General features: G+C 64.8%; 21 protein-coding genes. 8 read left to right on the forward strand and 13 right to left on the reverse strand.

Going from position 1 to position 24822, the window contains the following annotated elements:
* The first annotated feature begins 131 nt into the window (after positions 1–131).
* Complete coding sequence (locus tag NOCYR_RS14700; protein WP_014351175.1) at positions 132–1115, forward strand: AraC family transcriptional regulator; 984 nt, start codon at positions 132–134, stop codon at positions 1113–1115.
* A 229-nt stretch (positions 1116–1344) separates the two neighbouring features.
* Here NOCYR_RS14700 and NOCYR_RS14705 read toward each other — a convergent pair whose 3' ends face one another.
* From NOCYR_RS14705 to NOCYR_RS14720, 4 genes are all read right to left on the reverse strand, one after another.
* Positions 1345–2367, reverse strand: coding sequence for an Acg family FMN-binding oxidoreductase (locus tag NOCYR_RS14705; RefSeq protein ID WP_048834177.1), 1023 nt, complete (start codon positions 2365–2367; stop codon positions 1345–1347).
* A gap of 130 nt (positions 2368–2497) precedes the next feature.
* Entirely contained in the window at positions 2498–5158 is a 2661-nt protein-coding gene (locus NOCYR_RS14710) for a helix-turn-helix transcriptional regulator (protein ID WP_048833392.1), read from the reverse strand.
* Positions 5145–5372: a hypothetical protein gene (locus NOCYR_RS14715; RefSeq protein WP_014351178.1), complete on the reverse strand. Its 228-nt coding sequence runs from the start codon at positions 5370–5372 to the stop codon at positions 5145–5147. The genes NOCYR_RS14710 and NOCYR_RS14715 overlap by 14 nt, the downstream gene beginning before the upstream one ends.
* A gap of 56 nt (positions 5373–5428) precedes the next feature.
* Entirely contained in the window at positions 5429–6796 is a 1368-nt protein-coding gene (locus tag NOCYR_RS14720; RefSeq protein WP_048833393.1) for a cytochrome P450, read from the reverse strand.
* A gap of 295 nt (positions 6797–7091) precedes the next feature.
* On the opposite strand from NOCYR_RS14720, the gene NOCYR_RS29295 reads away from it, so the two are divergent.
* The 6 genes from NOCYR_RS29295 (at position 7092) to NOCYR_RS29300 (ending at position 14749) form a co-directional block, all read left to right on the forward strand.
* Positions 7092–7349 (forward strand): hypothetical protein, encoded by a 258-nt coding sequence (locus NOCYR_RS29295; protein ID WP_146089039.1) that lies wholly within the window; start codon positions 7092–7094, stop codon positions 7347–7349.
* A 304-nt stretch (positions 7350–7653) separates the two neighbouring features.
* Positions 7654–8874: an AraC family transcriptional regulator ligand-binding domain-containing protein gene (locus NOCYR_RS14725; protein ID WP_081505414.1), complete on the forward strand. Its 1221-nt coding sequence runs from the start codon at positions 7654–7656 to the stop codon at positions 8872–8874.
* A 352-nt stretch (positions 8875–9226) separates the two neighbouring features.
* Entirely contained in the window at positions 9227–9640 is a 414-nt protein-coding gene (locus NOCYR_RS14730; RefSeq protein WP_014351181.1) for a hypothetical protein, read from the forward strand.
* Positions 9641–9677: 37 nt separating this feature from the next.
* On the forward strand, positions 9678–10991 hold the full coding sequence (locus NOCYR_RS14735) for a pentapeptide repeat-containing protein (protein WP_081505415.1): 1314 nt from the start codon (positions 9678–9680) through the stop codon (positions 10989–10991).
* Positions 10992–11664: 673 nt separating this feature from the next.
* Positions 11665–13311: a hypothetical protein gene (locus NOCYR_RS14745; protein WP_146089040.1), complete on the forward strand. Its 1647-nt coding sequence runs from the start codon at positions 11665–11667 to the stop codon at positions 13309–13311.
* Between the two features lie 10 nt (positions 13312–13321).
* Positions 13322–14749 carry a hypothetical protein gene (locus tag NOCYR_RS29300; RefSeq protein ID WP_146089041.1) on the forward strand — a complete coding sequence of 476 codons (1428 nt, stop codon included), beginning with the start codon at positions 13322–13324 and terminating at the stop codon, positions 14747–14749.
* A gap of 160 nt (positions 14750–14909) precedes the next feature.
* On the opposite strand, the gene NOCYR_RS14750 is transcribed toward NOCYR_RS29300, so the two are convergent.
* Positions 14910–15392, reverse strand: coding sequence for a hypothetical protein (locus NOCYR_RS14750; RefSeq protein ID WP_146089042.1), 483 nt, complete (start codon positions 15390–15392; stop codon positions 14910–14912).
* Between the two features lie 262 nt (positions 15393–15654).
* Here NOCYR_RS14750 and NOCYR_RS14755 point away from each other — a divergent pair, with 262 nt between their 5' ends.
* Positions 15655–16839 (forward strand): hemopexin repeat-containing protein, encoded by a 1185-nt coding sequence (locus NOCYR_RS14755; RefSeq protein ID WP_014351185.1) that lies wholly within the window; start codon positions 15655–15657, stop codon positions 16837–16839.
* Positions 16840–17565: 726 nt separating this feature from the next.
* Here NOCYR_RS14755 and galE read toward each other — a convergent pair.
* From galE to NOCYR_RS14795, 8 genes are read right to left on the reverse strand one after another with little or no spacing between them, the layout of a single operon-like run.
* On the reverse strand, positions 17566–18546 hold the full coding sequence (gene galE, locus NOCYR_RS14760) for a UDP-glucose 4-epimerase GalE (RefSeq protein WP_014351186.1): 981 nt from the start codon (positions 18544–18546) through the stop codon (positions 17566–17568).
* Between the two features lie 29 nt (positions 18547–18575).
* A complete protein-coding gene (locus tag NOCYR_RS14765) occupies positions 18576–19382 on the reverse strand; it encodes a class I SAM-dependent methyltransferase (RefSeq protein ID WP_014351187.1) in 807 nt (268 codons plus the stop codon).
* Complete coding sequence (locus tag NOCYR_RS14770) at positions 19379–20581, reverse strand: metal-dependent hydrolase family protein (protein WP_014351188.1); 1203 nt, start codon at positions 20579–20581, stop codon at positions 19379–19381. Before NOCYR_RS14770 ends, NOCYR_RS14765 begins: the two co-directional genes overlap by 4 nt.
* Entirely contained in the window at positions 20578–20904 is a 327-nt protein-coding gene (locus NOCYR_RS14775) for a hypothetical protein (RefSeq protein ID WP_014351189.1), read from the reverse strand. Before NOCYR_RS14775 ends, NOCYR_RS14770 begins: the two co-directional genes overlap by 4 nt.
* A complete protein-coding gene (locus tag NOCYR_RS29735) occupies positions 20897–22054 on the reverse strand; it encodes a hypothetical protein (protein WP_014351190.1) in 1158 nt (385 codons plus the stop codon). The genes NOCYR_RS14775 and NOCYR_RS29735 overlap by 8 nt, the downstream gene beginning before the upstream one ends.
* Positions 22051–22911: an NAD(P)-binding domain-containing protein gene (locus NOCYR_RS14785; RefSeq protein ID WP_014351191.1), complete on the reverse strand. Its 861-nt coding sequence runs from the start codon at positions 22909–22911 to the stop codon at positions 22051–22053. Before NOCYR_RS14785 ends, NOCYR_RS29735 begins: the two co-directional genes overlap by 4 nt.
* Positions 22904–23653: a ferredoxin gene (locus tag NOCYR_RS14790; protein ID WP_014351192.1), complete on the reverse strand. Its 750-nt coding sequence runs from the start codon at positions 23651–23653 to the stop codon at positions 22904–22906. Before NOCYR_RS14790 ends, NOCYR_RS14785 begins: the two co-directional genes overlap by 8 nt.
* Positions 23638–24822 carry a cytochrome P450 gene (locus tag NOCYR_RS14795; RefSeq protein ID WP_231855934.1) on the reverse strand — a complete coding sequence of 395 codons (1185 nt, stop codon included), beginning with the start codon at positions 24820–24822 and terminating at the stop codon, positions 23638–23640. Before NOCYR_RS14795 ends, NOCYR_RS14790 begins: the two co-directional genes overlap by 16 nt.

The raw sequence follows: 24822 nt of genomic DNA on the forward strand, positions 1-24822 counted from the left end.
CGACTCTCGACCTCGCGAGCCTTGTAAGCTACCGTGTTCGGCCGACTACGGTTCTGTGTCGCGGCACAGGCTATTTCCGAAGGCCGCGATTTGTCTCCGTCGGCAAATAGACGAGCGCTGAGAGGAGTCGAATGCCTACAGATAACGTGGCAATCCATCGGTTCATTATCGGCGAGCTCCGCGCCGCGGGCATCGGCCGAAAAGACCTGGTCGGCGAAATCGGCCTGCCCCCATGGGCACTTGCGACCGACGATATCCAGGTCCCCAGTAGAACCCTCGTGCGACTGTGGGAGGTCGCCGAACATGACCTTGGAGATCCAGATATCGCTATCGCCTTGGCGCGGCGCTTCCGGCTGAAGACGCTTGGTCTCTACGACTATCTATTCGCTACTTCCCCGACCCTTGCCGCCGCATTAGCCACCTCCGAGCAACACCTCACCGCCGTGACAACCAATCACCATTGCAGGGTCGTCACCGACAACACTGGCGAGGTCACCTTGTACCTGGAGATGGTCGAGGGCGACGGACGCGGCCGTGACCACACTCAGCTGTGGATATTGGTCGGGGCGCTGACCAGAGCCCGCCAGGTACTGGATGCATCTATCAACCCCGTACGCGTCATGCTGCGACAAGCACCCCCGCGGCATATCGAGGCCTACACCAGTGTATTCGGCAGCGCGGCACTCGAATTCAGCGCACCTTACGACGCGATAACCTTCCGCGCCGCAGATGCCCATTCCCCCTTGAAGACCAGCGATCCGGCACTCGCTGCCGTCCTGCGTCCCCTGGCCGATTCGCTGCCACCGCCACCCCAGCCGCCAACCACATGGAGAGATCGTGTTGCCGTCGCGCTGTCGGAAGCCCTGGACGACGGCGACGTATCGCTGGACATCGTCGCACGACGCCTGATGACAAGTCCGAGAACACTGCAACGACGCCTCCAGGAGGCGGGCACCACCTGGCGCAACGAGCTGGACCGAGCGCGAGCCGCGCGCCTGGTCTCAGCCAGGTCGAGCCACCTGACGCGCGAACGCCAAGCCCAGCTGCTCGCCTACTCGAGCCCCACGTCGATACGCCGCGCCACACGGCGCTGGACGAGCCCCAACACCCGCTGATCCCGCACCACAACAGCCTGAGCCGCGAACTCGCGGCGCCCCGGCGCCCGTCAGCGAAGCGTTCTACTCGAGACTTCGTGCGGCGGGGTGCGTCTCAGCAGCTATCGGATCCACTGTCGAAGTCGATGCAATCCAGATGGGCAGAGCGATTCAATGGGCAGCCGCTCAGCGCCCACTCGGTTCAGCCGGCCGCGGGCATACAGCCCCGACTCTGGTCGATCACGGCGTCTCAGTCGAGGTCCCTGGCCGTTCCCGGACGTATCGTCAAGATCTCATCGACCGGCCGCCGCGGTGTCGGCGTAGGTGACGCGGTCTCGGCGGGGGCGACACCGACTCGGATCAGTACCTGAGGCACTCCATCGCAGACGATGAGCGGCTCGAGCGCCTTCCGCGCGCTGACCAGCTCGGTGATGTGAGTCAACGCGCACGTCGCCAGGCCTTCTCGCGTGCACTCCAGCAGTACCGCCGACAGAGCCTCACCGACATGCAGCCAGTCGGTCAGGCTGTTGCCCGCCGAGCTCAAGACGACAAGTTTGGCCTGGTCGTCTGTGTCGCCACGACGATCGGAGTGCGGCACTGGCGGGAACGTGCGCGCAACCGGCACGTGAGACGCTTCGGCACTCGAAGGCAAAGCGGTGCGGGGCACCCCTTCGCGCTCGGGTAGATGTCCTGTCCACCAATGGAGTTCAGCCTGGTAGTCCATGTCGTATCGCCGTTTCGCACTGGCCTCTCGCGAGGCGTCCGCGAGCAGCTGTCGAGCACTGTCATCCAGCACATCCAGCTCGATCTCATGGGGGCTTGCCAGCATCCGCGCCGACCGCATGATCTCTTCGAAGCCGGTCGGAGCAGCCATCGGTAGCCGGTCTGTGCGGCGCCGCTCGATCGCCGCCGCCCGAGCAATAACCCCCTCAGGAGGGTCGGGCCACGGCCGGAAGGTCATCCGCGCCAGCAGATCCGGGCGCTCGGGGTCCGGCACCCGTTCCAGCTCGGTACGCCATCCAGATGCCGTGAGTACGGTCCGCAGGTGATGCAGCATCGCACCGCAACTGATCACCAGCTGGCGGCCATTCGGGTCCGCAGCGGTCAATAGGCGGTCATTGTCGCGGTACAGGCTCAACTGAGTGCCGTCGAACTCCCACCGCCACGGCTGCGTGTTGTGGACCGAAGGCGCGCGGCTGGCCTGCTGCAGCGCCGTCCGGACCGTCGTCAGATCTGGAGCCGAGGTCGCCACATTGGCGTTGCTTTCCATCATGGTCCCAGTGTTCTCCCGGGCAAAGACGCTGCGTATGGGCATTGGATCCCTCATCGAGGGCCGATAGTCCCCGGTTCGCCCACCGGTCCAGCTCACTCGGCGAAGATCTCTCGTTTCCGGCGGACTGCTCTCAGGCGCCAGTACGCCCGAGCAGGAAGGCCACCAACTCCTCGCGATTGGTGACGCCGGTTTTCTGGGCGGCTCGGTACAGATGTCCCTCCACCGTCCGGGCGGACAAGTGCAGCCGTTCGGCGATCTTGCGGCTGGTCATGCCTTCGGCCACGAGATGGATGATCTCGCGCTCGCGGTTGGTCAGCGTGACCGGTTGGAACGCGCTGCGCAACGCGGGGGTATCGGCTGTCGCGCACGCCGATGCCAGCCGATGGGCCTCGGTGATCGCGAGTTGAGCGTGGCCATTGCGGCCGCTCGCGGCATAGAGGGTCCCGGCTTGGGCAGTTGCATCGGCCGCGGCGACCATGTCACCCATATTGCGATAACGAATCGCCGCCTGTTCCACGGCAGACGCGTCCCGGCGGGCGAGCGCTGCCGCGTGCTCTGCTGCGACATCGGCACGCGGACCCTGAACGATTCCCGTGAGCGTTGCCAGGCGGTCTGCACCGGATGGATCGCCGAATTGGGTGGCTGTTTGCCAGCAGAGCACCTCGTTGGCGTGCTCACCTCGGCTCTGCGCCCCGGCGGCTGCTTCGTGCACCGCGGCGACGGCCTCCGTAACAGCGCCCTCGGCAGCGAGTGTCCACGCCGCGGACATACTGGCGGCAGTGCGCATGAAAGTGTACTGAGCCGGCATCGCCACCTTCAGATTCGCAAGTGCCGCCGCTGCGGCGTCGTGGTGCCCACTCGCTGCGTGGGCCTCTGCCAGCCACAGCATCACGGCCGCGCGAAGCCCGCTGGATTCCGGATAGATATCGATCCCGGCGCGGGTGTCCTCGAGCCAGCGCACGGCGTCACCGAGGCGGCCGCAAGCAAGTGCGGAGTGCCCGAGCAGGAGGGTGATCTGGGCGCTGGCGATGCCGGGTGGTGCGTGTTCGGCTTGTTCGCGAAGGTGCTGAACGGTCTCCTGGTCCCGGTCCAGGCGACCGGCGAGCCGGTAGGCGCGAGCCTGGAGGGCGCCGAACCAGAACCGCAGATGTGAGGTTTCGGGGCTCTGTCGAGCGAGGGCCTGGCCGCGAGCGGCGGCCGATTCCATGCCCGAGATGTCGCCGATGGCGCCGAGCCCTTGGACGTGCGCCGCCGAGGCCATGACCGCGTGGAATGGCGGGAGGCCGGGGTCGGCCAGTGCTGTGGCTGCGAACTCCGCACCGCGGCGTGGACGTCCCTGCACCACGTGCACGCAGGCAGCGATTGCCTGGTGGGCTGCGTGAAGGCCGTTGAGTGCGGCGTCCGGCTCGTTGGCGCGCAATACGGTTTCCGCGCGCGCTGGGTCGCCGAGCATCCACACCAGGTTCGCGGCTCGCACGGTCGCAGCATGAACACGCACGGTGGCCGGTTCGGCCGATGCGAGACGCTCGAGAACCGCTTCGGAGTCCGCGCCGCGGCCCAACAGCACCAGAACCAGCGCGTAGGTCAGCTGTGTCACCGGGTCACCGCCGGCGATGCTGGCCTCGTGGGCAAGTCGTTCGGCTGTCGCGAGATCCAGAAGGTGCATCGCTGCGCGTGCCGCGACCGTCAACAGCACCGGTTCGGGCCGACGGTCGGAATCGAGCTCGAGCATGGCACGCTGCACGGCAGTCCGGGGGTCGGTGTCGCCCGCACGCGCGAGTGCGTCGGCCAAGCGGCCGCGGAGGGTGCGCAACCGCATCTCGCCCGCGGCCGCACGGCGGGCTTCGCCGAAGAGCGGATGGGCAAGCCGCACCAAGCACCGGCCCGACTCGGTGTCGACCTCGACAATCCGCTGATTCTCGGCTTCTTCGATTGCTGAGGCGCTGGTGAGCTGCGACAGTACCCCCGCCTCGATCGGCTCCGCCAACGCAAGAGCATCGACTACATCGCGCAAAGCACTGTCGAGCCGACCCATCCGCTGGGCGATCAACTCACCAAGACCAGGTGACACCGCCGGCTGCCCTTCCCACACCCACACTGACCCGACCCGGTGCAGGCGCCCCGCGGCACGCTCGTCATCGGTGAGCTGCCGCAGAAACAGCGTGTTACCGCGCGTGATGTCCCACAGACGGCGGAAGGTGGTCGACTCGATGTGGCCACCGAGTGCTGTCACTAGCAGGTGTCGAGTCTCGTCCGCGGAGAGCGGCTGCAACTCGATACGGTCGAGGATGCGCTCCTTCCACAACGCGGTGACCGAGGCCGGGCACGCCGTGTGCGAACGCACGGTCAGAACAACCGAGGCCAGTTGCCGAGTGACCAACTGGTGCACGACGAACGCCGATACGTCGTCGAGCAGATGAGCGTCGTCGATACAAATGAGGGCCCGACGTCCAACAGGTGCCACGCTCAGTGCTGAGACAAGGCGCTGAGTCCGGTCCAGAGTGTCGACGCCGAGCGCTGCCTCGGAAGCCACAGCTCCGAATACACCGAGGGCAATCGACCGGGACGATTCTGTGGCAGCGAACCAGGCCGGCTGCCAGCGCGACCCGGCCTGATGGAAAAGACTGCTCGCCAACCGGGTCTTGCCGATCCCGGCTGCACCGGAGATCACCAACCCGCCGGCCCGTATCGCGGCCTCGGCCGCGCGCACCTCTTCGACGCGACCAGTCAGCGGCCACAGCGCGTCGCTTCCCGGCGCGCCGCTCGAACCGGGAACGCTACTGACCACCATCGCCTTCGGCCAGCGCAGCCCGGAGCTTATCCTCTGCGATGCACAGGAACGTGGTCACGGATTCGGTCGCGATGTCGAGGTACATGGCCAGCTGCTCATCCGAGATTCCGGTCTGACGCAGACGCAGGGCGAGCGAATATGCCTGAGGTAGCCGGCTCAGCGCCTGCTCGATACCCACGCGGTCGTCTGGCGATGGGGCCGTGTCGCCGCCCATTCACCCTCCTGACTGTACCGCCGATGACGAGAATGATCACGCCTCGAATGCTTGGCTCAGTGGCGCTTGCGCAGGTAGCACGGCACCTCGCCGCTGGGGTGCAGCACCAGATCCGCCGTGATCGGCACGTCGCCGGGCGGGGTGACGAACTCGAATTCCCGGGTCAGGCCCGCCAGCACGATCGCCGCTTCCAACATCGCGAATCGCTGTCCGATGCAGCCACGGGGCCCGAATGCGAACGGCATCCAGGCCAGCTTGTGCCGCCGCTGATCATCGTCCGGGGCGAACCGCTCCGGATCGAAGCGCTCCGGGTCGGGCCACAGGTCGTCACGATGATGGACCACCCAGGTCGCGATACCGATGTCAACGCCTGCGGGAATCCGATACCCACAGATCTCGGTCTCGTCGACGCAGTTGCGTGCGACGAACGGAGCCGACGGATACAGCCGAGTCGTCTCCTTCAACACCATCGTGGTGTACACGAGCTCGCCCGCTAACCGCGCATCACGCGGCGCACCGCCCGGCACCTGCCGCACCTCATTCCACAATCGTCGCTGCGTCCAGGCGTTCATCCCGAGTAGCCGGAATGCGAACATCAACGCCGTTGCCGTGGTCTCGTGGCCGGCCAACAGGAAGATCTTCACCTGGTCACGAATCTCGTCATCGGAGAGCGCTTCATCACCACTGCGGGCCGAAACCAGGCGGCCGATCAGATCTGAGCCAGGCTCGGCCGCGGCACGGCGATGGGCGATGATCTCGTCGCAGATATCACCAATGTTGTTCTGTGCCCGAATAATTCGCCGGTTGCCCGGTGTCGGCCAACTCAGCGGCGGCCACACGGGCGACATCGCACGACGCAAAACCGCACGGCCGAGCACCGGAAACGACGCTCGCACCGTGCCGACCATCGAGGCCGCGTCCTCCCCGAAAAGGATTCGCCCGACAATATCGAGGGTCAGCCGTACCATTTCGGCTCGCAGGTCGATCAGACGGTCAGGCATATCCCGCCACTTGGCGACGGTCCGGTCGACCAAATCGGCCATAACCCCGGCATAGGAGTCAACACTTTTAGGCGTGAAGAGCGGCTGAATAAACCGGCGTTGTCGCTGCCAGTCGTCATCTTGGCTGGTGAGCAGCCCGTTTCCAAACAAATCACGAATCGATCCGTACGAAATTCCGTCCTTGCGGAAGTTTCGGCTCGTCCCGGCGTTCAGCACCTGCGCCGCGCCATCAGGATGGTTGATCAGATAAAGCTCCCGCCGCAACCATGGCGGACCTAGTTCGAACCGGGCAACATCACCGCACTCGCGGAATCCACGCATACTCGCGCCCAGCGGATCACGTATGAGATCCATCGTCGATCCGAACAACCACGAACCTGTCACCGTATTGGGCGCAGGCGCTCGAGTCGCTTCCAGCGTCATCGTCCGACTCCTGACTTCTGTAGGCTCACGCGCCGAGCCCGCAGGCCACGGGGCATGTTGGAACGTTCTCAGTCCACCAGCCGGCACCTGCGGCGGAGCGAGTAGTCGCATACTCCATCCGTCTGCGATCGAATGACGAGCCCGCAGGCCAGTCCTGGAGCAACCAAACCGACAAGTCTCGGCCGGCATACCTCACAGTTGAATGGCCGGGCTCTCGTAATTTGCGTAGATGATTACTCACCCTGGCGCTATCGCTCCAGCCGACTCTTGATACAGCGGGGGCAGCGTTGACGGGATGGACAAGAAATCCCCGTTGACTCTCGCTGTTGGAGGAATAGCAATGTCGATCATGCAAACAACCGGACGCGCGGCAGCAATCGCCGCGATCGCAGCAGGTGCAATGATCAGCGCACCGGCCGTTGCGTCAGCTCATCCGGATGCAATTCCGCATTATCACGTGTGGAACGACCTAAACAACACCTGCCCAGACGGCATGAACGAGTGGAACATCTCGGTGCTCAACTTCCAAATCTGGGCGCTGTGCACGAATTAGTCGGCGGACTCAGTAATCGCAGCGGGGCGAACGTGCCGGTAGCTCTGATACCACGGAGATGCGCGGGACCGACTGCCTCGCTCCAAGGCCCTCCTGGCCGCGGCGGATCAGCCGGGCCAGGAGGGCTCATTGGCGCGCTGCCCGGTCCCGAGCGATGAACTCACATCCCTGTCGAGATGCCGAATGCGGACAGTATCGATACGATCACAGGTTTGTCAGATGGCGGACAACACTTTCGATGACATGTCAGATTCTGTCCGGTCAGCGTTGTCGGTGCGCGTTCTTGTTCGACCAAGGGAGCGGTATGGGTACCGACAACGTCACCATCCATCGGTTCATCATCGATGAACTCGAGGACATGGGCATCGCCCGGCACCGCCTGTTCCAAGAGATCGGCTTACCAGCAGGGATTTTGGCTGCGGCGGATGCTTACCTGCCCAGCCAGACGCAACTGCGATTGTGGGAAGTCGCCGAACGCGAACTCGATGACAGCGACATCGCGATCAACGTCGCCGACCGTTTTCGCCTGGGTAGGCTCGGACTCCTCGACTATCTATTCGCCGCTTCGCCAACCCTTCTACACGGTTTGGCAATCAACGAACGCTACAGCACCGCGATCTCGACCAACCACTACTGCAAACTCGATGCCGACACCGGCGACGAGGTGACGTTGTCCATAGAGATCATCGACGGAGAAGGCCGAGGCCGCGATCTCACCCAACTGTGGACACTCGCCACCACCCTGACCAGATGCCGCCTAGCACTCGACGCACCACTCGACCCACTACGAGTCACTCTGCGCCAACCTGCCCCAAAGGACCTCGACGCCCACACCGCGATCTTCGGCAGCGCGATACTCGACTTCGATGCTCCGATGGACGCGATCACCTTCCGGGCAGTCGATACTCGCCGCCAATTGGTCACACAAGACCCGACATTGGCTCGGGTTCTACAGCCGCTCGCAGATGCGTTGCCGCCTCCCCCGACTCCGCCGGACACCTGGATCGAGCAAGTCGCGAGCGCGATATCACAGGCATTGGACGACGGGCAGGTGTCCCTGCCGGTCGTCGCCCACCTATTGATCACGAGCCCCCGGACCCTGCAGAGACGATTACGCGAGGCCGGCACCACCTGGCGCCGCGAACTCGACCGTGCCCGCGCGACGCGGTTGGCCGAGCAAGCTCGCGACGATCTCTCCCGAGACGGTCGCGCACAACTGCTCGCATACGCCGATCCCGGCTCGACGTGGCGGGCCGCCCGCAGATGGTCGGCCACGCTGCCCGCCCATTCACCGAATCCTCGTCAGAAGCCCATTTCAGGCGATCATCGGAAATTCGACAAGCCGGACATCCTGAAAACCCGGGCCACCAGTCGCGGCGGATTGAACTGGAACGAAACATCAGACCGCTCCCCCATCCCCGTCCAAGACCGCGACCAGCGGCGCGCGGCCAGACCTGACCGCTCACGCTCGCCCAACGCGAGACCGAGAGCAGATGCCGAATTACGGACTAAGCCTCAGCATTGACCTGAGGCCAGGTCAACAGCGCGGTTCGCTAACCGCAAGTTCTTCTCCGGCCCGAGGACCCGCCACGCCTTCCCCTCCGGAACGCTGCGTCGCCAGCGTCGTTCGAGCTCTCAAGCCACACGCGCGGCTACAGGCCCGTGAGCTACATCGAATCCAACCTCCACCCACCCTCGACCCGGCTCACCCGACACCACACGCGGACCGAAGTCCGGACGACCATCAGACGCCGTCGGACAATCGGCGGCGATTACGTGGGGTCCCGCGCAGAGGACCGTGCCAGCACGGAGGCCCAGTACCCCGCAGATACCCACACTGGATGCATCCAAGTCGGACCTTCCCCCGAGGAGCAACCATGAACACCAAGATGCTGTCCACGCTCGCCACCGCGGTAGCCATCGCGGCCGCCCCGATGCTCATCACCAGCGCGCCGGCCGGAGCCACAGCGACCGGCTTCGACGCCGTAGGCGGCCGCGAGAAAGTCAAAATCACCGTCCACGCCGACGGCGGCGGCGACACGGGGTGCGCACTCTATCTTCGCGACGGCGGGATCCAGCACCCGAGGTTCGACGTGCCCGCCAACAGCTCGAGGTCCTATGTGTACCCGGTGAAAGAGACCGGCCAAGTATGGATTCAGGTGTACTGCGACCGGCGCGTCGACGGCAAGAACGTGGAGATCCTGCCCGCCAACCCACTGCTGGACGCGGTAGACGCCGCCCTCGCCGGCGCAGGCAGTTCAGCACTGGTGACCGACCCGGCCATGCGTTGACCGCCTGCCGGTGCTCCGAATCATCCATAATCGTGCGATGTCCGGGAGGCTGAGCGCCTATGTCGCACAGGAACGTACGCGAAGGGCCGCGCTGCGCACGCGGTTGAGTAGGGACTCTCGCGCGGCATTGGGCCGCCGTGCGGGACGGATCGGATTGTTTCCTGCGGTCCTGCTGGCGCTGCTGGCTGGTCTGGGCGTGGCGTTCGTCGCGTACGGGCTCTTGCGATTGATCACCCCGGTCGACGCGAGCAGGGCCGCCGCCGAGATCGACGTCACCCGCGTCGCGTTGACCGTCGTCGCTGGCGTCGGCGGCGTCGTCGCGTTGGTGATCGCCTACCGCCGCCAACGCGACCTAGAGCAGTCCCGATTCGTCGAACGCTTCGGCGCCGCGGCCGCCCAGCTCGGGGCGACCGATGTCGCGGTCCGCATCGCCGGGGTCTACGCGATGGCCGGTGCCGCCGACGAATCCGAAGGGCTACGCCGCCAGCAATGTATCGACGTGCTGTGCGGGTACCTCCGCCTGCCATACAGCCCCGAACTCGGAGCCAACCACCAGAGCAAACTTGTCGTCAAACAGCACCGAGCGACAGCCGATGGTACCCTCGCCGACGACCAAGAACACCATCTCGAATACCGGCACAACGACAGGGAAGTCCGTGCCACGATAATTCGCGTCATCGCCGATCGTCTCCGCCAATCAGCCGAGGACAGCTGGTCGACGAGCGCCTTCGACTTCCGCACCGCGCACCTCGAGGACGCAGACCTCAGCGGGGTGACGTTCTCGGGCCCTGCCCGGTTCGACGGGGTGACCTTCGCCGGCCCCGCCTCGTTCGACTGGTCAATCTTCTCCAGCTTCGCCGTGTTCTCCAATGCGACCTTCAGCCGCAACGCTAGATTCAGCGAGGTGGCCTTCGCCAGCTCCGCCGTGTTCGACGAAACAACCTTCTCCGGCAACGCCGTATTCGACAAGGCGACCTTCGCCGGGTCCGCCCGGTTCAACGGGACAACCTTCTCTGGCGACGCCAGGTTCAGCGAGGCGGGCTTCACCGAGCACGGCTGGTTCAGCGAAGTGACCTTTTGTAGCGACGCATGGTTCGAAGGGGCGACTTTCTACAGCTTTGCCTCGTTCGAGCGGGCGGCCTTCTCCGGCCCCGCCAGGTTCAACGAGGCGACCTTTTCCAGCGACGCTTGGTTCGTGAACGTGGATTTCGGTACTGAGACCATATCGTTTGTCCGCCCGAAACGGTGGGGGCCTCCAGCACCGGTGTTCGACTGGGACCAAGCTGCCAGCTCGAAGCCCACCAACGTAGAACCACAGGACTGGCCACCTGCTCCAGCGGCCGCGTCATAACCACACCTGGAGCTGTGTCGGATCCTCTAGTTTTCATGCCTGACCAGATTCAACGGCTCCCCCGACGCAGCTCGCCAGTTTCATCGACGTCCCAGTCACCCGTGCCGTCCACAAGACGGGAATGTTGCTCGCGATCGAAACTTTCCCGGTCGCCTCTGGTCACCGACCACTGGTTCTATCGGTGACCTGTGACGTTACTCATCGGTGAATGTTACGCCTCTGAAACGCCATTGGACTGCCACGACTGCGATGCTCAGTCTCGCGAACCTGCTGCTCGACTCGAGGATGCCGAGGAGGCGGAAACCTGCTGCCGTCGCGTGGCCGACGCCGGCGGCGAGGAGGCGATGTTCGCGCTCGCGAACTTGCTGGTCGAACGGAATGAGGTGGAGGACGCCGAGCATTGGCAACGACGCGCAGCCGAGGCCGAGGCGACGATCTATCTCGCGAGCCTGCTGATCGAACGCGCAACCCGGAAGGAGCCGAACAGTGGCACCGGCGCGCCGCCGACGACGCGACCATCAAAGACCACGCGAACCCCTGACTGCACCGAACATGAGCGCTGCCCCACCCGTGACGCGCCGAACATCGGGTCGAGTAGTCCTCTACTCGCGCGACACCATCGCGAAAGGGCGACGATCAGGTCAGAACCACTCTCACACGACGGGACAAGGAAATGGCCATCGACAGCGAGCCGCGGGCACTGGCAGCAACCGTACTAAGCGAAATCCTCTCCTACATCAAGGGTTCTCGGCCGACGCGCACCGACGGCAAAGCAACCAGCGGATATGTCTATTGCCAGATCACCCCAGGGCTCATGGTCGCGCCGGTGGATTACGCGAAACCATGGGATCCGATTGGCGGCATCCCAGGCCGTACAAGCCAGCCGCCCGAAGGCTCGACGAGCCCTCCGCCCCCAACAGGCGACACCGCCAGGCGAGCCTATAGGGCCTCGTTCTACACCGCTCAGCGGTTCAACAAACTACTCATGGTCACCAACGATGGCACTACCCAGTACTACGCCGGCGGTGGCCGAAACCTTAGTTTCCAGTACGACGGCCTACTCCAGGCGATGGAGGCCCCGCCCGCACCTCCGCGGTCAGCCGAGGAACAGGCCCGAATCACAGCAGCGGAAGCGGTGCTGTTTGATCCTGAGACTGGCGACGACACGACGACATACGCCCGGTATCAACGTAACCAAGCGGCATACGCCGAGGCGCGCGCAGCCAAAGCTGCGGCCGAAATCGCGATCTTGAGCGATCCCGACCGAGCCGGATCCGCACCAGTCCTGCTTCAGCCGCTCGCGGTAAAACTCAATCAAGCGTTCAATAAATGGAAGACGCAAGGCGCCGACGAAATCGAGGAAGCGTTGGCAACGCTCCAGTCTCTCGGAATACCGATGGAACAGGGCATGATCCAGCGTGCCAGAGAACTGCACGAGTCGTGGCTGGTTGACTATCCTGGCCTTTCCGGACTTTCTGGGGCAAAAGAGCCGTACACCTATGTAGATCCCAGCCAGTGGGCTGAGATCGACGCGAACGATATCGGTTGGACAACGCTGGAGCATCAGTCACGGACGTATACCAGCCATTTTGAGCAGCATGGATACAATCTGCATACCGGCGCATGGGGCGGCAGCAGCCAAAACACGAGTGGCACCGCTGGTGTTAGCGTCTTCGGGTTCGGGTTCTCCGGAACGTACGGAGAATGGGGCTCGCAATCTCACTCGAATTTCACTGATACAGGTAGCGACGGTACGGTGCTTCGCGACGACGCGACGGACCTCTCGATAAGACTGGAGTACGGACTGTGCGAAATCAGACGTCCGTGGCTTGTGACCGACTTGTTCCAGATGCAGAACTGGTATCTGCGTGGTGAACGCAAGGGAGCCATCAGCTCCGGGACGGTCGACGATCAAGTCGGTAATACCGACAAGAAGCTCCCGATGATTCCCACCGCGTTCCTTGTCATCCGCAATGTACGGATCACGACGAGCAACTGGGGGTCAACCCGCGATACACTCCAGACCTACTGGCATGCCAATGGTCGGTCAGATCGCAGCGAGGGAAGCTCGGTCAGTGGAGGTGTAAGCATTCCAGTCTGGGGTCCTATATCAATTGGTGGCGGGTACTCGCATAGCGAGCAAGAATACGGCGGTGACTTCCGGGATGAAGGAGGTAACGACGTCCGCAACGATTTCGGCGCGCATTTCGAGGGCGACACATTGGTAATCAACGGCGCGCAGGTGGTCGGCCTGCTCGGAGAGATCATTCCGATGTGCCCACCGATGGATGACCCGGCCCTGGTCGACGACAATCAGTGAGGAGATCGTCATGCCATCGACTATTGATGACCTCGCCGAGGCCCTGCGCCAGTTCTTTGCCACGAAGTTCCCACCGACAGGTAACGGCGGCCAAGGCAGTACGCTCCTCTACTTCGACCCGCTCGGATTCCCATTGAGTGCTTCCGAATTCTCCGGGACCGGACCAGATCACGCAGGAGACCTGCTCGCGCACCAGCGGGCTGCCGAACTCGCTGACCAAATCCCTGCAGCTAATGCCCTTACTCAAGGAACTTACATTCCGCGAGGCGGAAGCAAGCTTTCGCGCTGGTACGCCAGCCTAGTGCGAGGCAGTGGCCGCCCACCGCCCTCCGAGGCCAGCGCGTTGGCAGCGTTCGAAGCAGCAAAGACCGAAGCCATGCAGTCTCTTTCGAATAACGAACTGGCTGTGGTATCCGCACTAGATGGGTCTACCGCTGCCACAGGCACAAACGACAGATACTACGCCACATCTATGACGCCGGTCGATTGGTACGAAGAGACCAGCACCGTATGGCAGACATATTCCCTGGAGGCGACCGATGACCCGACTCCTGCACCGAGCGCGCCACCTTGGGTGCCGCCCAAGCCCCCGATGAGGTACCGCGTGCTCCCGATCCCGGACTGGGACCCGATCGATCCGCACTCAGGTAGAACAATTAGCGCGATAGTTGACTATGTGCGTGTTGCGACAGAATCCGAACGGCTCAGAGAACTCACCACAGGTGAGTCAAACACTCCCGATTCGATGGGTCCGTGGCACAGCGCAGCCGTCGATGAACGCGCGATTCGGGAGCTTGTCCTAACCGGGGAGCTTCCGTCGTTGACTCCAGATCGAATTGGTCTCGCAGTATCTGAACTCACGCAGGAAACCCCACGTCGAACCCGGTTGGTGAACTCGATTCGAACCACACCTGTCGTCGACGACACGGGGTGGCGAATTATCGTTGCAGACGACACCGTTACAGAGACGGCTCTGTTCGGGTGGAACCCGTCAGATTTCGCCGTTGCCGGTGAACGGTCGACGGTCGACGCCGTCTTGGAAGCGACAACCGCTACGGAGCCGAGTTCCAGCGACATCTCCGTCCAATTCGAATACTGTCTCGTCCGCTTTGATCGTCCGTGGTGGGACGACGTCTTTCTCAGCCGCTCCGACTGGCAAGTCGCGGGCTATGCATCAGGGCAACTCAGCAGCGGCGGCGCAGGCCAACCGATAGACCCGTTGACCATGGTCACTGTAGGCATGCTTGTCATTCGCAACCTGTCAATCACGGCTAGGTGGTCCAGCACCGATCTGCAATCTCTGCCCCGAAGTACAAGCATCGGGCCTTTCTGTATCGCCGCCGCATCATTCGATGGCGCTACCGGCAAGCTGACACGCAACGGTTACCAGGCCATAGCTTGGTTGTGCCAGGTGCCACCTAAGCTGCCACCGAAATAGAACATTGACGATAGGTACGACAATCCTCAACTCGCGCTATTTTGGATACGAATAAATAGGAAGGAACTGTTACCGCTGACGCCTCCTAGCATCGGCATCCCCGGATACCTCCGCGCCGTAAGGCGGCGCGGAGGTATCCGAGCAGTAAAGCTCCATTCGATCATTCAACTCGGTACGTCACGTAATAAGCCGATCCTTCGACCTCGGAGTACCCGAATTTGGTCTGGACGGTACCCATCTCGGTTTCGAACGCCTGCACTGAGGCTAGTAGGTCATTGCCGCTGGTATCTTCATCCCACAGCGATATGTTGACGGCATCGGTGAACTCCACTGAGACGTTTGGCGTGAGTAGCTGGCGCCGCTGAATTTCTTGCGTATCCTTATCCGGCGGCCAGATCGAATTGTCGATGTCGCCGTCGGTGTCCGTCGTTATGAAGAGATCGTCTGGGCTCGCCGAGACCTCATCTATCGCTACGACGAGGTCGGCTATCGATTCCACTGCGTCGCCCGGAGAGATTCCGTCACTCAATTCACGTGGAAGAGTCGAGCGGAATGCGTCACCGATCACCGACCCTAGAGAGTCGAGATCGGTTCCGGAGGCTTCTTTGACGCAGTACACCCGAGTGATCGTTACGGTTGCCATGGCTTGCTCCTCGTAAGACTGGTGGTGGCATCTGAGGCTTCCCAGCGTGACGGTGAACACGTGCAATCGCGCGAGTAGGCGGTTACTCGATTCAGGTGGGAACTCTAGCCAGCTGAATACGCTATCTGCGGCCGTTCATGTGACGCCGACCATGCTCCGCACCGAACCACCTGCCTGACAGGTAGCGGAATACTCGTGCTGACCCTCAAAGCTGGGCGCATCCTGAGGGGTACATATCGCGCTACAACGAGCAGGAGGACCTATGGGCACCGGCGTCTATTTCCTACGATCGTCAGAGTACGTTCGGTACGACAGAGGCAACGACGCGGTTGACCATGGTTATCCCCTTGCAACCGCACCGAACTGGCCGGGACTGACCGATGTTGGTTTCGACACAGGTATCGACACAGCGCTGAATCTCGGAGCAGGTAACCTCTACTTCTTCAAAGGTGCCGAATACGTTCGGTATCGCGTAGCCAACGAGGAAGGCGTCGACTTCGGGCCAGAGCTGATCAGCCTTCATTGGCCCGGCCTGGCTGATCGAGGGTTTGCCGACAATCTTGACGCGGCGATCCTCTATGGCAATGGCTACGCATACTTCTTCAAGGGTTCGCACTATGTCAGGTACAAGGTCGGCCAGAACGAAGGCGCAGACGCCGGACCGATACCCATTGGCGCAGAGTGGCACGGCATGGACGAGGCCGGCTTCGGCGGCGACCTGGATGCTGCCATCACATGGGGTAATGGCAGCACCTACTTCTTCAAGGGCGATAGTTACGTTCGTTACGATCATGCTGACAACGCCGTAGCCTCAGGATATCCCCTGTTGATTGCGAACCACTGGCCTGGCATGGCTGCTGCCGGCTTCAACGGAGGGCTGGATGCCGCCATAGATGTGATCGATCTGCGCCAACCGCTTCTCGGTGATACGGCCCAGCAACGGCCAGCCAGCATCGGTGGGCCAGCATTCGTGGACCTGCCGTGGCGGGGCGTACTTCATACCACCGAAGGCACGAATCTCTCAGGCGCGTTGGCTACCTTGGATGCGAAGAAGGCGTGGCCTCACATCACTATCGAACCCGATACCCTCACGATCGTTCAGCACTACCCTTTCTCGCGTGGCGCGAGAGCACTCACAGATCACGGGTCACCTCAGAATGCAGCCCGCTGCATACAGATCGAGATTGTCGGATTCGCCAGTCAGACACAGGACTGGGCGCCCGAACGATTGGCATTCATCCGTGAGGTTATCCGTCAGATCGAAGACCTGGTCCCCATCCCCCGGACGTCCGGGCTCAGCTTTCTCGGCGGTGGAGACCACCCGGCGAATCGGATGTCAGTGGATAGTTGGCGGCGTTTTTCCGGCTGGTGTGGACATCAGCATGTACCGGGCAATACTCACTGGGACCCCGGCGCCCTCGATATCGATGCTCTGTTGTCCGCCTGACATGGTGCCTCAGGTCTGAGCAGCGCTGATCAATCATGACAGCGGCCTGCTGACGGCTTCATGGCCTCACGCGGCGCCGTCGACTCGGTTGCCGAACCCTGTGCCGGTGCGGCCGAGGTGAACTCCGCGGCGGTGTTCAGCGACGGCCACGCCTTGCGCATCGCCGCTGCCGTACGTTGCAGTAGGTCTTCGGTGATGGGTTCGATAGGTGTCCGTGGCGGCGGAAACAGCTGTCGGCTCGAGGCGAGTCGATGTGGCAATGCGTCCATTTTTCTCCAGGGTCAATGGAACTTTCGAGCACGTTCTGCCGGATGCATCGGTCTCGTGGATAGTCGGTGGTTGCGTTGCGGCGCGGAACGGGCACACTCGCAAAGGTTTTGGTGCGTGCGATTGCCGAGCGACCGGAACAAGGTGATCGGCTTTGCTCGCGCTGCTCGCGGACAACACAGACCAGAGCTGCAGAGGGCAGCACGTGCCAACTATGCGTTCGACGGAGGAAGAGGCTAGGTGCTGCGCGGATCGCGTCCACCGGGACGACACACAGCACACCTCGCCGGGGTGTCATATTTGCCCGCCGCTCGGCGATTGACCCGCGGCTGCCAGTTCCGCAGCCACCGGGCGGGTACGGGCGGCCCGGGCTAGTCGGCATAAGCCAGTCCAACACCCTCGCGATCGGCATTTGCGCGTTGCGCGGGGCCGACGCCGGAGCAATCTGATCGCCGGATCCTAAGTGTGCTGAGCTTGGTGGAACTGCCAGGCACTTTCGATGATGTCGGAAAGGTCGGTATGTTGCGGCTTCCAGCCCAGCTCACGGTGCGCTCGTTCACTGGAGGCGATGCAGATTGCGGGGTCGCCGGGGCGGCGGCCTTCTACCCGGACCGGGAACTCGTTTCCGGTGACTTGCCGGACTGTGTCGAGGACTTCGCGGTTGGTGAATCCTTCGCCGTTGCCGAGGTTGTAGATATCGTGGCGGCCGGGTTGGACGGCGTCGAGGGCGAGCAGGTGTGCGGCCGCGAGGTCGGTGACGTGGATGTAATCGCGGACGCACGTGCCGTCGCGAGTTTCGTAGTCGGTGCCGTACAGAGTGAATTCCGGTCGTTGGCCGCCGGCGGCTTGCAGCAGGATCGGGATCAGGTGCGATTCGGGGTCATGGCGTTCGCCCAGGCGCACGCCCTCGGTGGTGAGTACGGCTCCTGCGGCGTTGAAGTAGCGCAATGACGTGGCGCCCAACGTGTCGGAAGCCCCACATTCGCCGGCGATGAGCTGGTCGACGGTTGCCTTGGTCGCGGCGTAGGGGTTCTTGGGCCGGACTTCGGCGGTTTCGTCGAAGGCGGTCTTGCCGTCGCCGGTGTACATCGACCCGGTGGAGGAGAAAATCAGACGCGGCACCTCGGCGGCGCGGATCGCGCGCAGCAGCGCGAGGGAGCCTTCGATGTTGTTGTGCCAGTACTTCTCGGGATTGGCGACGGATTCGGCGACCTCGATGCTGGCGGCGAAGTGCAGCACGCCGTCGAACCCGGCATCGGGCGTGAGGATGTCGGCGGCGTAGTGGATCGACAGCCGGTGGAAGGTGGCCGCGGTGGGCAAGTTGGCTTCGTGGCCGGTGGACAGGTCGTCGATGATCTCCACCTGGTGTCCGGCGTCGATGAGTTGGTGGGTGACGACGGATCCGATGTATCCGGCGCCGCCGGTGACGAGCAGCTTCACAGGGTCGAATTCCTTTCGGGGACAGTGGTTTATCTGACAGTGTCGGTGGCGACGATATAGCCCTTGGGGTCACGCCAGCACTGTCCGGGGTGGGCGGTGAACCAGTTGCGGATGTCGCCGGTGACCGCGTCGAGGATCGCGGCGCGGTGCGGGCTGGCGGCGTCGACGCCGCAGAAGGAGAACAGGGCCTCGGCGAACCGGATCAACGGTTCGGGGGTGTCAAAGACCAAGGCATTGTCGCACTGGTCGATACCGACGTCGCCGAACACCGTGTTCATCATCGCCGGCAGCGTCTGCGAGCTCACTTCATTGACCAGGCCCGCAGGAGGGGCGAGGCCGTGTTCGGCGGCGCGGTCGATGACCAGTTGACGAGTCCGAGCACAGGTGGTGGGGTGGTTGACACTCACCGCGACGCGGCCGCCGGGGCGGGTGATGCGCAACAGCTCTCGGAGGGCCTGGTCGGGGTCTAGCACGTGATAGAGCATGTGGCGGGCGGTGACGGCGTCGAACTCGTCGTCGGCGAATGGCAGGGCTTCGGCGTCGCCGAGGACGCCTTCAACGCCGGGGAGGGCTTCGGCAGCGGTGACCATGGCGGTGGAGTTGTCCAGGCCGACGAGGCGGCCGCGGTGTCCGTGCTTGGCCAGGTGGGCGAGGAATCGGCCGTCGCCGCAGCCGATGTCGGCGAGGTCCTCGCTGCCGGTCAGTGCGAGCGCAGTCAGGACCGTGGCGACGGGGTCGTCGGGGTGTTGGCTGTGGCGGGCGTGGGTGTCGATGCGGACCTGTAACGGGGTGGTGGTGGCGTATTCCGAGGTCAGGCTGGGTTCGGTGGTGCTCATGTGCTGGTGTCCTCCTCGGCTTCGGGTGTCGCGTCGGGGTAGTGCGGGTGTCCGGCTGCCATGGTGAGGATCGGTGTGGTCAGCAGGTTGAGATCGCGGGTCGGGTCGCCGGGGACGGCGATCAGGTCGGCGCTGAGCCCGGCGGCGAGCGTACCGGTGAGATGCCCGATCCGGAGTGCCTCGGCGGCATGGCGGGTGGCCAGGTCGATGACCTCGGCCTGGGACAGGCCGAGGTCGAGGTAGATCGGTAGTGAGTGCGGGTAGCGACCCGGCGGGGTGTGCGGGATGCCGGCGTCGCTGCCGGGGATCAGCCGGACACCGGCGTCGAGCATGACCCGCAGGTGGTCGCGGCGAACCGGCCACGGCAGCCGCCCAGCCGCTGATCGGGCAAGGTGGTTGATGGTGGGGCACACGAGAATTCCTCGGGCTGCGATCTCGCGTACTACCCCGTGGTCGAGCTCGAATCCGTCGGTGGTCATCCAGGTGCAGTGCTCGATCGAGTCGACTCCGGCGGCGACGGCTTGCCGGATCGCGGCGGTGCCGTGTGCGTGGACGGCGACCGGGAGGCCGTGGTCGTGGGCGGCATCGACGGCCGCGCGGACTTGGGCGTCGGTGAACTGCAGCTCGTACGGCGAGCTGGCGCCACCCGTGGTGAACCCACCGCTGCCCATAATCTTGATCCAATCCGCACCACGAGCGACGTTGGCGGACACCAGGTCCCGGATACCGGTGAGGGTGTCTACGGCGCCGCCGAGGCCGTCGCAGTGCCCGCCCGCGATGGTGAGCGGGATGGTGGCAGTCAGGACCCGCGGCCGGTCGTGGTGGCGAGTGAGGGTGTCGATGTCGGTGTAGCAGGGTGCGCCGAGGTCGCGCACCGTCGTGACGCCTGCGCCGAGGAGTTCGGCCAGCCCGGCGCGGATGGTGACGGCGACGTCGAGGTGTGTGATCGCCGGGATCGCCGCCGGCGGATGTGGGGCACCGCCGACTGCCAGGTGCACGTGCGCGTCGATGAGCCCGGGCAGCACGCTTGCTTCCGGCAGGTCGATCTGCTCGACACCGGCACCTTGCCAGTCGCCGGGTAGGTCAGACCCCGGCCCGACCCAGGCGATCTTGCTCTCGTCGACCACGACCGCGCCCGGAGCGTGAGTGGCTCCGCACCCGGTGAGCACCCTGGCGGCGGTGATGATGTGCGTGCTCATGCTGGCCTCTGCGCGGGTGTGTGCCGGTCGGGGTCGGCGAAGATTTCGATCACGAGCGTGCCCGGCGCGACGACGGCCGCATGCGGTTCCTGGTCGGACAGGCGGAAATACTTTCCGCCGCAGACGGTTCGATGTATGTCTCCGACAGCGAGGTCCACCTGCCCAGTGAGCACCAGTCCGAGTTGCGGGCCGTGCTGGTGGCGCGGCACGTTCGCCCCGGCGGGGAAGGACCAGAACACGACCTGGCCGTGAGGCCCGGCCAGCAGGTAGCCAGGGGTGTCGACGACAGGGAGCTTGCGCACCCAGTCCGGCCAGTCATCCACGGTTGCTCCTCCCTGCTGTCGAACCGGCCGCCGGAGTCGGGCCGGTGTAGTTCGTCACCGGGCAAGCACCGAAATTGTGCGGGCCCAGGTGGTGGTAGTAGTCAGCGCGCAAGCCTTGGAGGTGGGCGCGCAGCACCCGGTTCGGGTGGTCAATGCCGCGCCCGAACTCGGCCGGCGAGATCCGCGCCAACCCGTCGAGGGAGTCGAGCGCGGTCGGCACGGTGCCGGGGTCGATCGCCGCCAATGTGACGTGCAGCGCCGAGGCCGCCGCTCGCCGGTACCGGGGCGGCCCGTAGAGGATCACCGTGGCCGCCAACACTGCACGCTGGAACCCGTCGAGCAGATGCATACCGGCCGCAACCGTGTGCAGGGCATCGAGCAGGTCGCGGTGGGTGGTCGGGACGCCGAACAGGTGCGCGGCCGCGGTGCACACCAGCTCGTAGGCGCGGGCGTCGGGAAGCGGCATCGGCCGGCTGTGTTCGCGAGCGCGCACCAGTTCGGCGACCACGTCGCGGCCCAGTACGGCGCAGGCGCCCGGGTCGTCGACCAGGGCGCCGTAGCGCTGCGGTCCATAGACGCAGCCGCCGAAGCTGGCTACGGCCCGCAGTGCTTCCAGCGCGGTCTTGATCCGCCACGGGGTCGCCCCCGGTGGGCTGTCGGGGCAATAGATCGTTGCGAGCTGATGGGCCAGCCCTTCCAGGCCCTCACGCGGGCCTATCGGTGGGTCGGAAACCCCGGCCGGGGCGGGCCCGGCCAGCGGGTGGTGGGCCGCGTGGTGCAGGTCTGCGCCGAAACGGCCCGCGACCCGGGCCACATCCCGGCAGCTGACGGCGAACACGGTACTGTCGATGTCGGGGTGGGCATCCAGCAACGCCCGGGTGAACTTCTCGACCGGTGCCGTATCGCTCGGGTCGTCGACGACGGCAACCAGGTCCACATCCGACCCCAAGGCGTACCCGGACCGGCTGCGCCGTATCGCGGGTTCGCCGCGCGCCAGTGAACCGGACACACAGATGCTGACGTCGTCCCCGAGGCGGAGGCGGGCCTGCTCGCCCACGGTGCGCGCGTAGACGGCCAAGTGGCGGGTGACGCACTGGCGGGCGCGGCGTGGCGCGGTGGCGGTGTGGGAGAACCAATCCGGGGTGCTCACGACCGAGCCCCGATCGCGTCGATGATGGCCGACATCTCCCGAGCACCGAGCCCGAGTTCCAGCGCGCGACTGAACTTCTCGGCGGTGGCGGTGATCAACGGTGCCGGGAGGTCACCGAGCGCGTCCGTAGCATGCCGGAGATCCTTTGCGAGGACACCCAGCGAGCAGTTCGTTAGGTCGTGCTCGCCGCTTAGCATCGCCGCCCCGTAGGCGGCGGCCACCGGAGCGGCCCACCCGTGGCGCGACCACACCGCCATCAGTTGGCCGGCGTCGAGGCCGAGCGCGGCTGCGGCGGTGTAGGTTTCCGCAAGCCCGGTCAGGATCACCGCCGCCAGCGCGTTGTTCAGCAACTTCACCGTCGCCGTCGATTCGGCATCGCCGATCCGGACGACCTCGGCGGCGATCACCCGCAGCAACGGGTCCGCTGCCGCGAGATCATCGGCCGCGCCGGCGGTGAATGCCACCATCGTCCCGTTCTCGGCACCGACACGGCTCCCGGTGACCGGCGCCAGTACCGGCCGCGCCCCCGCCGCTGCGGCTTCGTTCATCCAGCGCTGCGCGTAACCCGGTGACAGCGTGGATGATTCGATCACCACCGCCCCTGCTGCTACCGCGAGCGCGCCCTCGGGGCCGAACCACACCGCGGCGCCGGCGTTGTCGTCGTGGACGAACGACCACACCACCGACGCTTCCTCGGCTGCCTGCGCCGGTGAGGCGCACACGATGGCGGGTCCCTCGATCGCGGCGGTTGTGCGGTTGTAGCGGCGCAGCTCGAACCCGTGAGCGTCCAGGCGGGCTGCGACAGCGTTGGCCATGATTCCGGCGCCGAGAATCGCCACGGTGCGCGGTTCAGTCATCGCCGCCGTCCTTGCCGTAGAGCAGCCACACCATCGTCGGCTGCCACTCGCCACGGACGTCGAGCTGCGAGTACCTAGCGACCACGTCGACCGAGGCGATACAGGCGTCGACCTCACCGTGTGCGGCCGCGCGGGCGGCCAGCGGCTTGGCATCAACCGACACCAGCCGCGCTCCCGGTGCGTACCGTGCGGCGAACACCCTGGTCGCCGGATGCGTAGCCACCGTCGCCACGGGAGCCTGACGGGGCAGGTCGCGCCGGACCGCTAGACACATCGGCTTGGTGGGGCTTTCCCAGCAGCGGTGCAGACGCAGCACACCGGTGTGTGTGAAGTGCTGATCTACCCAGGAATCGGTGGTCCTGTCGCCGGCGTCCAACGCCAGATATCCGGCCGCCACCAATGCGAGCGCCTCCCCGGCGGTCGCGGCCGCCATCGCATCGGCAAACGAATCGACCAGCCGCACCACCGAGGTGTGCTTGCGGGCTTCGGCCTCGGCATCGGTTCCTGCCGGACCTAAGGTCACGATCGTCGCACCCAGCCAGAACCCCGCCGCTCCCCTCTCGCACACGGTGATCGCGTCGTTCGGGCAGCAGGCGGCCGCAGCGTGGGCCTGCTCGATGCTCACTGCGCCACCGTCCGCGGTGGCGATGCCGTCGACGAGATGGAGATGCTGTGCAGCGATCGGCACGCACACCCCGGTGCCCGCGCAGCGGTGGCGGTCGATGATCAATCTCGCGTCCATGCAACGTCCAATCGTTCGAGGGACCTCACCACCCGGCCAGATCGCCAAGTCCCGGAATCAGCGGGATCGGCGAGCCGCAGCCCCGGCAGCCGGGTGATCAGAGCTTCCAGGGCTACCCGGATTTCCAGGCGCGCCAGGCCGGCGCCGACACAGAAGTGCGTGCCGTGGCCGAACGCCAGATGCGGCAGCCGCACCCCGCGGTCGAGCACGAACGAGTCCGGGTTGTCGAAGACCTTCGGGTCGCGGCTCGCGGCATGGGTGACCGGTATGACCGCCTCACCAGCGCGCACCGACACCGGCCCGAGCTTCACATCCGCCGTAGCCACGCGGGTGAATCCGCCACTAACGCCCGCCGGTACGAACCGCAGAAGTTCCTCCACTGCGGCGGGGATCAAGGCACGCTGCTCGACAAGTTGACGATAGCGTCGTGGGTCGCGCAGCAGCGTAAACAACGCGCTGGACAGGAAAACCGACGCGGTGCCCCGTCCACCGATCAGACATGCGATCACCAGGTTCAGCACCTCGGCGTCGGTTCGTTCCGATTGACCCAGCAGCCCGAACAAGCCGATTGGGTTCTGCGCGGCCATCTCTCGTGTCAGCTGCTCACACTGCGCCCGCGCCGCCGCCAGCGTCTCCGGTGTCGCGTCGCGGGCACTGAGCGCCTCTCCCAACTGGAAGATTTCCCGGCGGAAGCACTCAGGGACGGCGAACATGTCGCAGATCACCGCGGCAGCGAACGGTTCGGCGAATCCAGTAACGATGTCCGCCGGCTCACCACCGCCGACGAGGTCGTCGACAAGCCGGTGCGCCCGCATGGTCACCTGCGAGGCGATCGCAGCGGCCTGGCGCGGGGCAAACATCGGCGCGATCAACGTCCGCAACCGGGTATGCCGAGGCGGGTCGGTCGCCAGAATCGCCTCCGGAGGCAGCACTTCGGTCGACAGGCGCGCCACATGCGGCTGGTTCGCCTGCTCCCGGGAGAACCGGGGATCGGCCAGCACCATCCGCACCAAAGCGTGATCGGTGACCAGCCAGCCCGTGGCACCGCTGGGCAACTGAACGAGGGTGACCGGCCCGCATTGGCGATACTCCGGCTCGAGGTCCACAGTTTGCTGGCGGCCGAACGGGTAGCGAAGCGGGCAGGATCGCATCGATTGGTCAGCATTCAC

The organism is Nocardia cyriacigeorgica GUH-2 (assembly GCF_000284035.1).
Taxonomy (GTDB): domain Bacteria; phylum Actinomycetota; class Actinomycetes; order Mycobacteriales; family Mycobacteriaceae; genus Nocardia; species Nocardia cyriacigeorgica_B.

Bases quoted from the DNA above. Each gene is read 5' to 3' on its own strand.
- NOCYR_RS29295 (WP_146089039.1), top strand. From the start codon at position 7,092: ATGGACAAGAAATCCCCGTTGACTCTCGCTGTTGGAGGAATAGCAATG.
- NOCYR_RS14705 (WP_048834177.1), bottom strand. From the start codon at position 2,367: ATGATGGAAAGCAACGCCAATGTGGCGACCTCGGCTCCAGATCTGACG.
- NOCYR_RS14720 (WP_048833393.1), bottom strand. From the start codon at position 6,796: ATGACGCTGGAAGCGACTCGAGCGCCTGCGCCCAATACGGTGACAGGT.
- NOCYR_RS14715 (WP_014351178.1), bottom strand. From the start codon at position 5,372: ATGGGCGGCGACACGGCCCCATCGCCAGACGACCGCGTGGGTATCGAG.
- NOCYR_RS14725 (WP_081505414.1), top strand. From the start codon at position 7,654: ATGGGTACCGACAACGTCACCATCCATCGGTTCATCATCGATGAACTC.
- NOCYR_RS14750 (WP_146089042.1), bottom strand. From the start codon at position 15,392: ATGGCAACCGTAACGATCACTCGGGTGTACTGCGTCAAAGAAGCCTCC.
- NOCYR_RS14730 (WP_014351181.1), top strand. From the start codon at position 9,227: ATGAACACCAAGATGCTGTCCACGCTCGCCACCGCGGTAGCCATCGCG.
- NOCYR_RS14700 (WP_014351175.1), top strand. From the start codon at position 132: ATGCCTACAGATAACGTGGCAATCCATCGGTTCATTATCGGCGAGCTC.
- NOCYR_RS14710 (WP_048833392.1), bottom strand. From the start codon at position 5,158: ATGGTGGTCAGTAGCGTTCCCGGTTCGAGCGGCGCGCCGGGAAGCGAC.
- NOCYR_RS14765 (WP_014351187.1), bottom strand. From the start codon at position 19,382: ATGAGCACCACCGAACCCAGCCTGACCTCGGAATACGCCACCACCACC.
- NOCYR_RS14755 (WP_014351185.1), top strand. From the start codon at position 15,655: ATGGGCACCGGCGTCTATTTCCTACGATCGTCAGAGTACGTTCGGTAC.
- NOCYR_RS14770 (WP_014351188.1), bottom strand. From the start codon at position 20,581: ATGAGCACGCACATCATCACCGCCGCCAGGGTGCTCACCGGGTGCGGA.
- NOCYR_RS14745 (WP_146089040.1), top strand. From the start codon at position 11,665: ATGGCCATCGACAGCGAGCCGCGGGCACTGGCAGCAACCGTACTAAGC.
- NOCYR_RS14790 (WP_014351192.1), bottom strand. From the start codon at position 23,653: ATGGACGCGAGATTGATCATCGACCGCCACCGCTGCGCGGGCACCGGG.
- NOCYR_RS14785 (WP_014351191.1), bottom strand. From the start codon at position 22,911: ATGACTGAACCGCGCACCGTGGCGATTCTCGGCGCCGGAATCATGGCC.
- NOCYR_RS29300 (WP_146089041.1), top strand. From the start codon at position 13,322: ATGCCATCGACTATTGATGACCTCGCCGAGGCCCTGCGCCAGTTCTTT.
- NOCYR_RS14735 (WP_081505415.1), top strand. From the start codon at position 9,678: ATGTCCGGGAGGCTGAGCGCCTATGTCGCACAGGAACGTACGCGAAGG.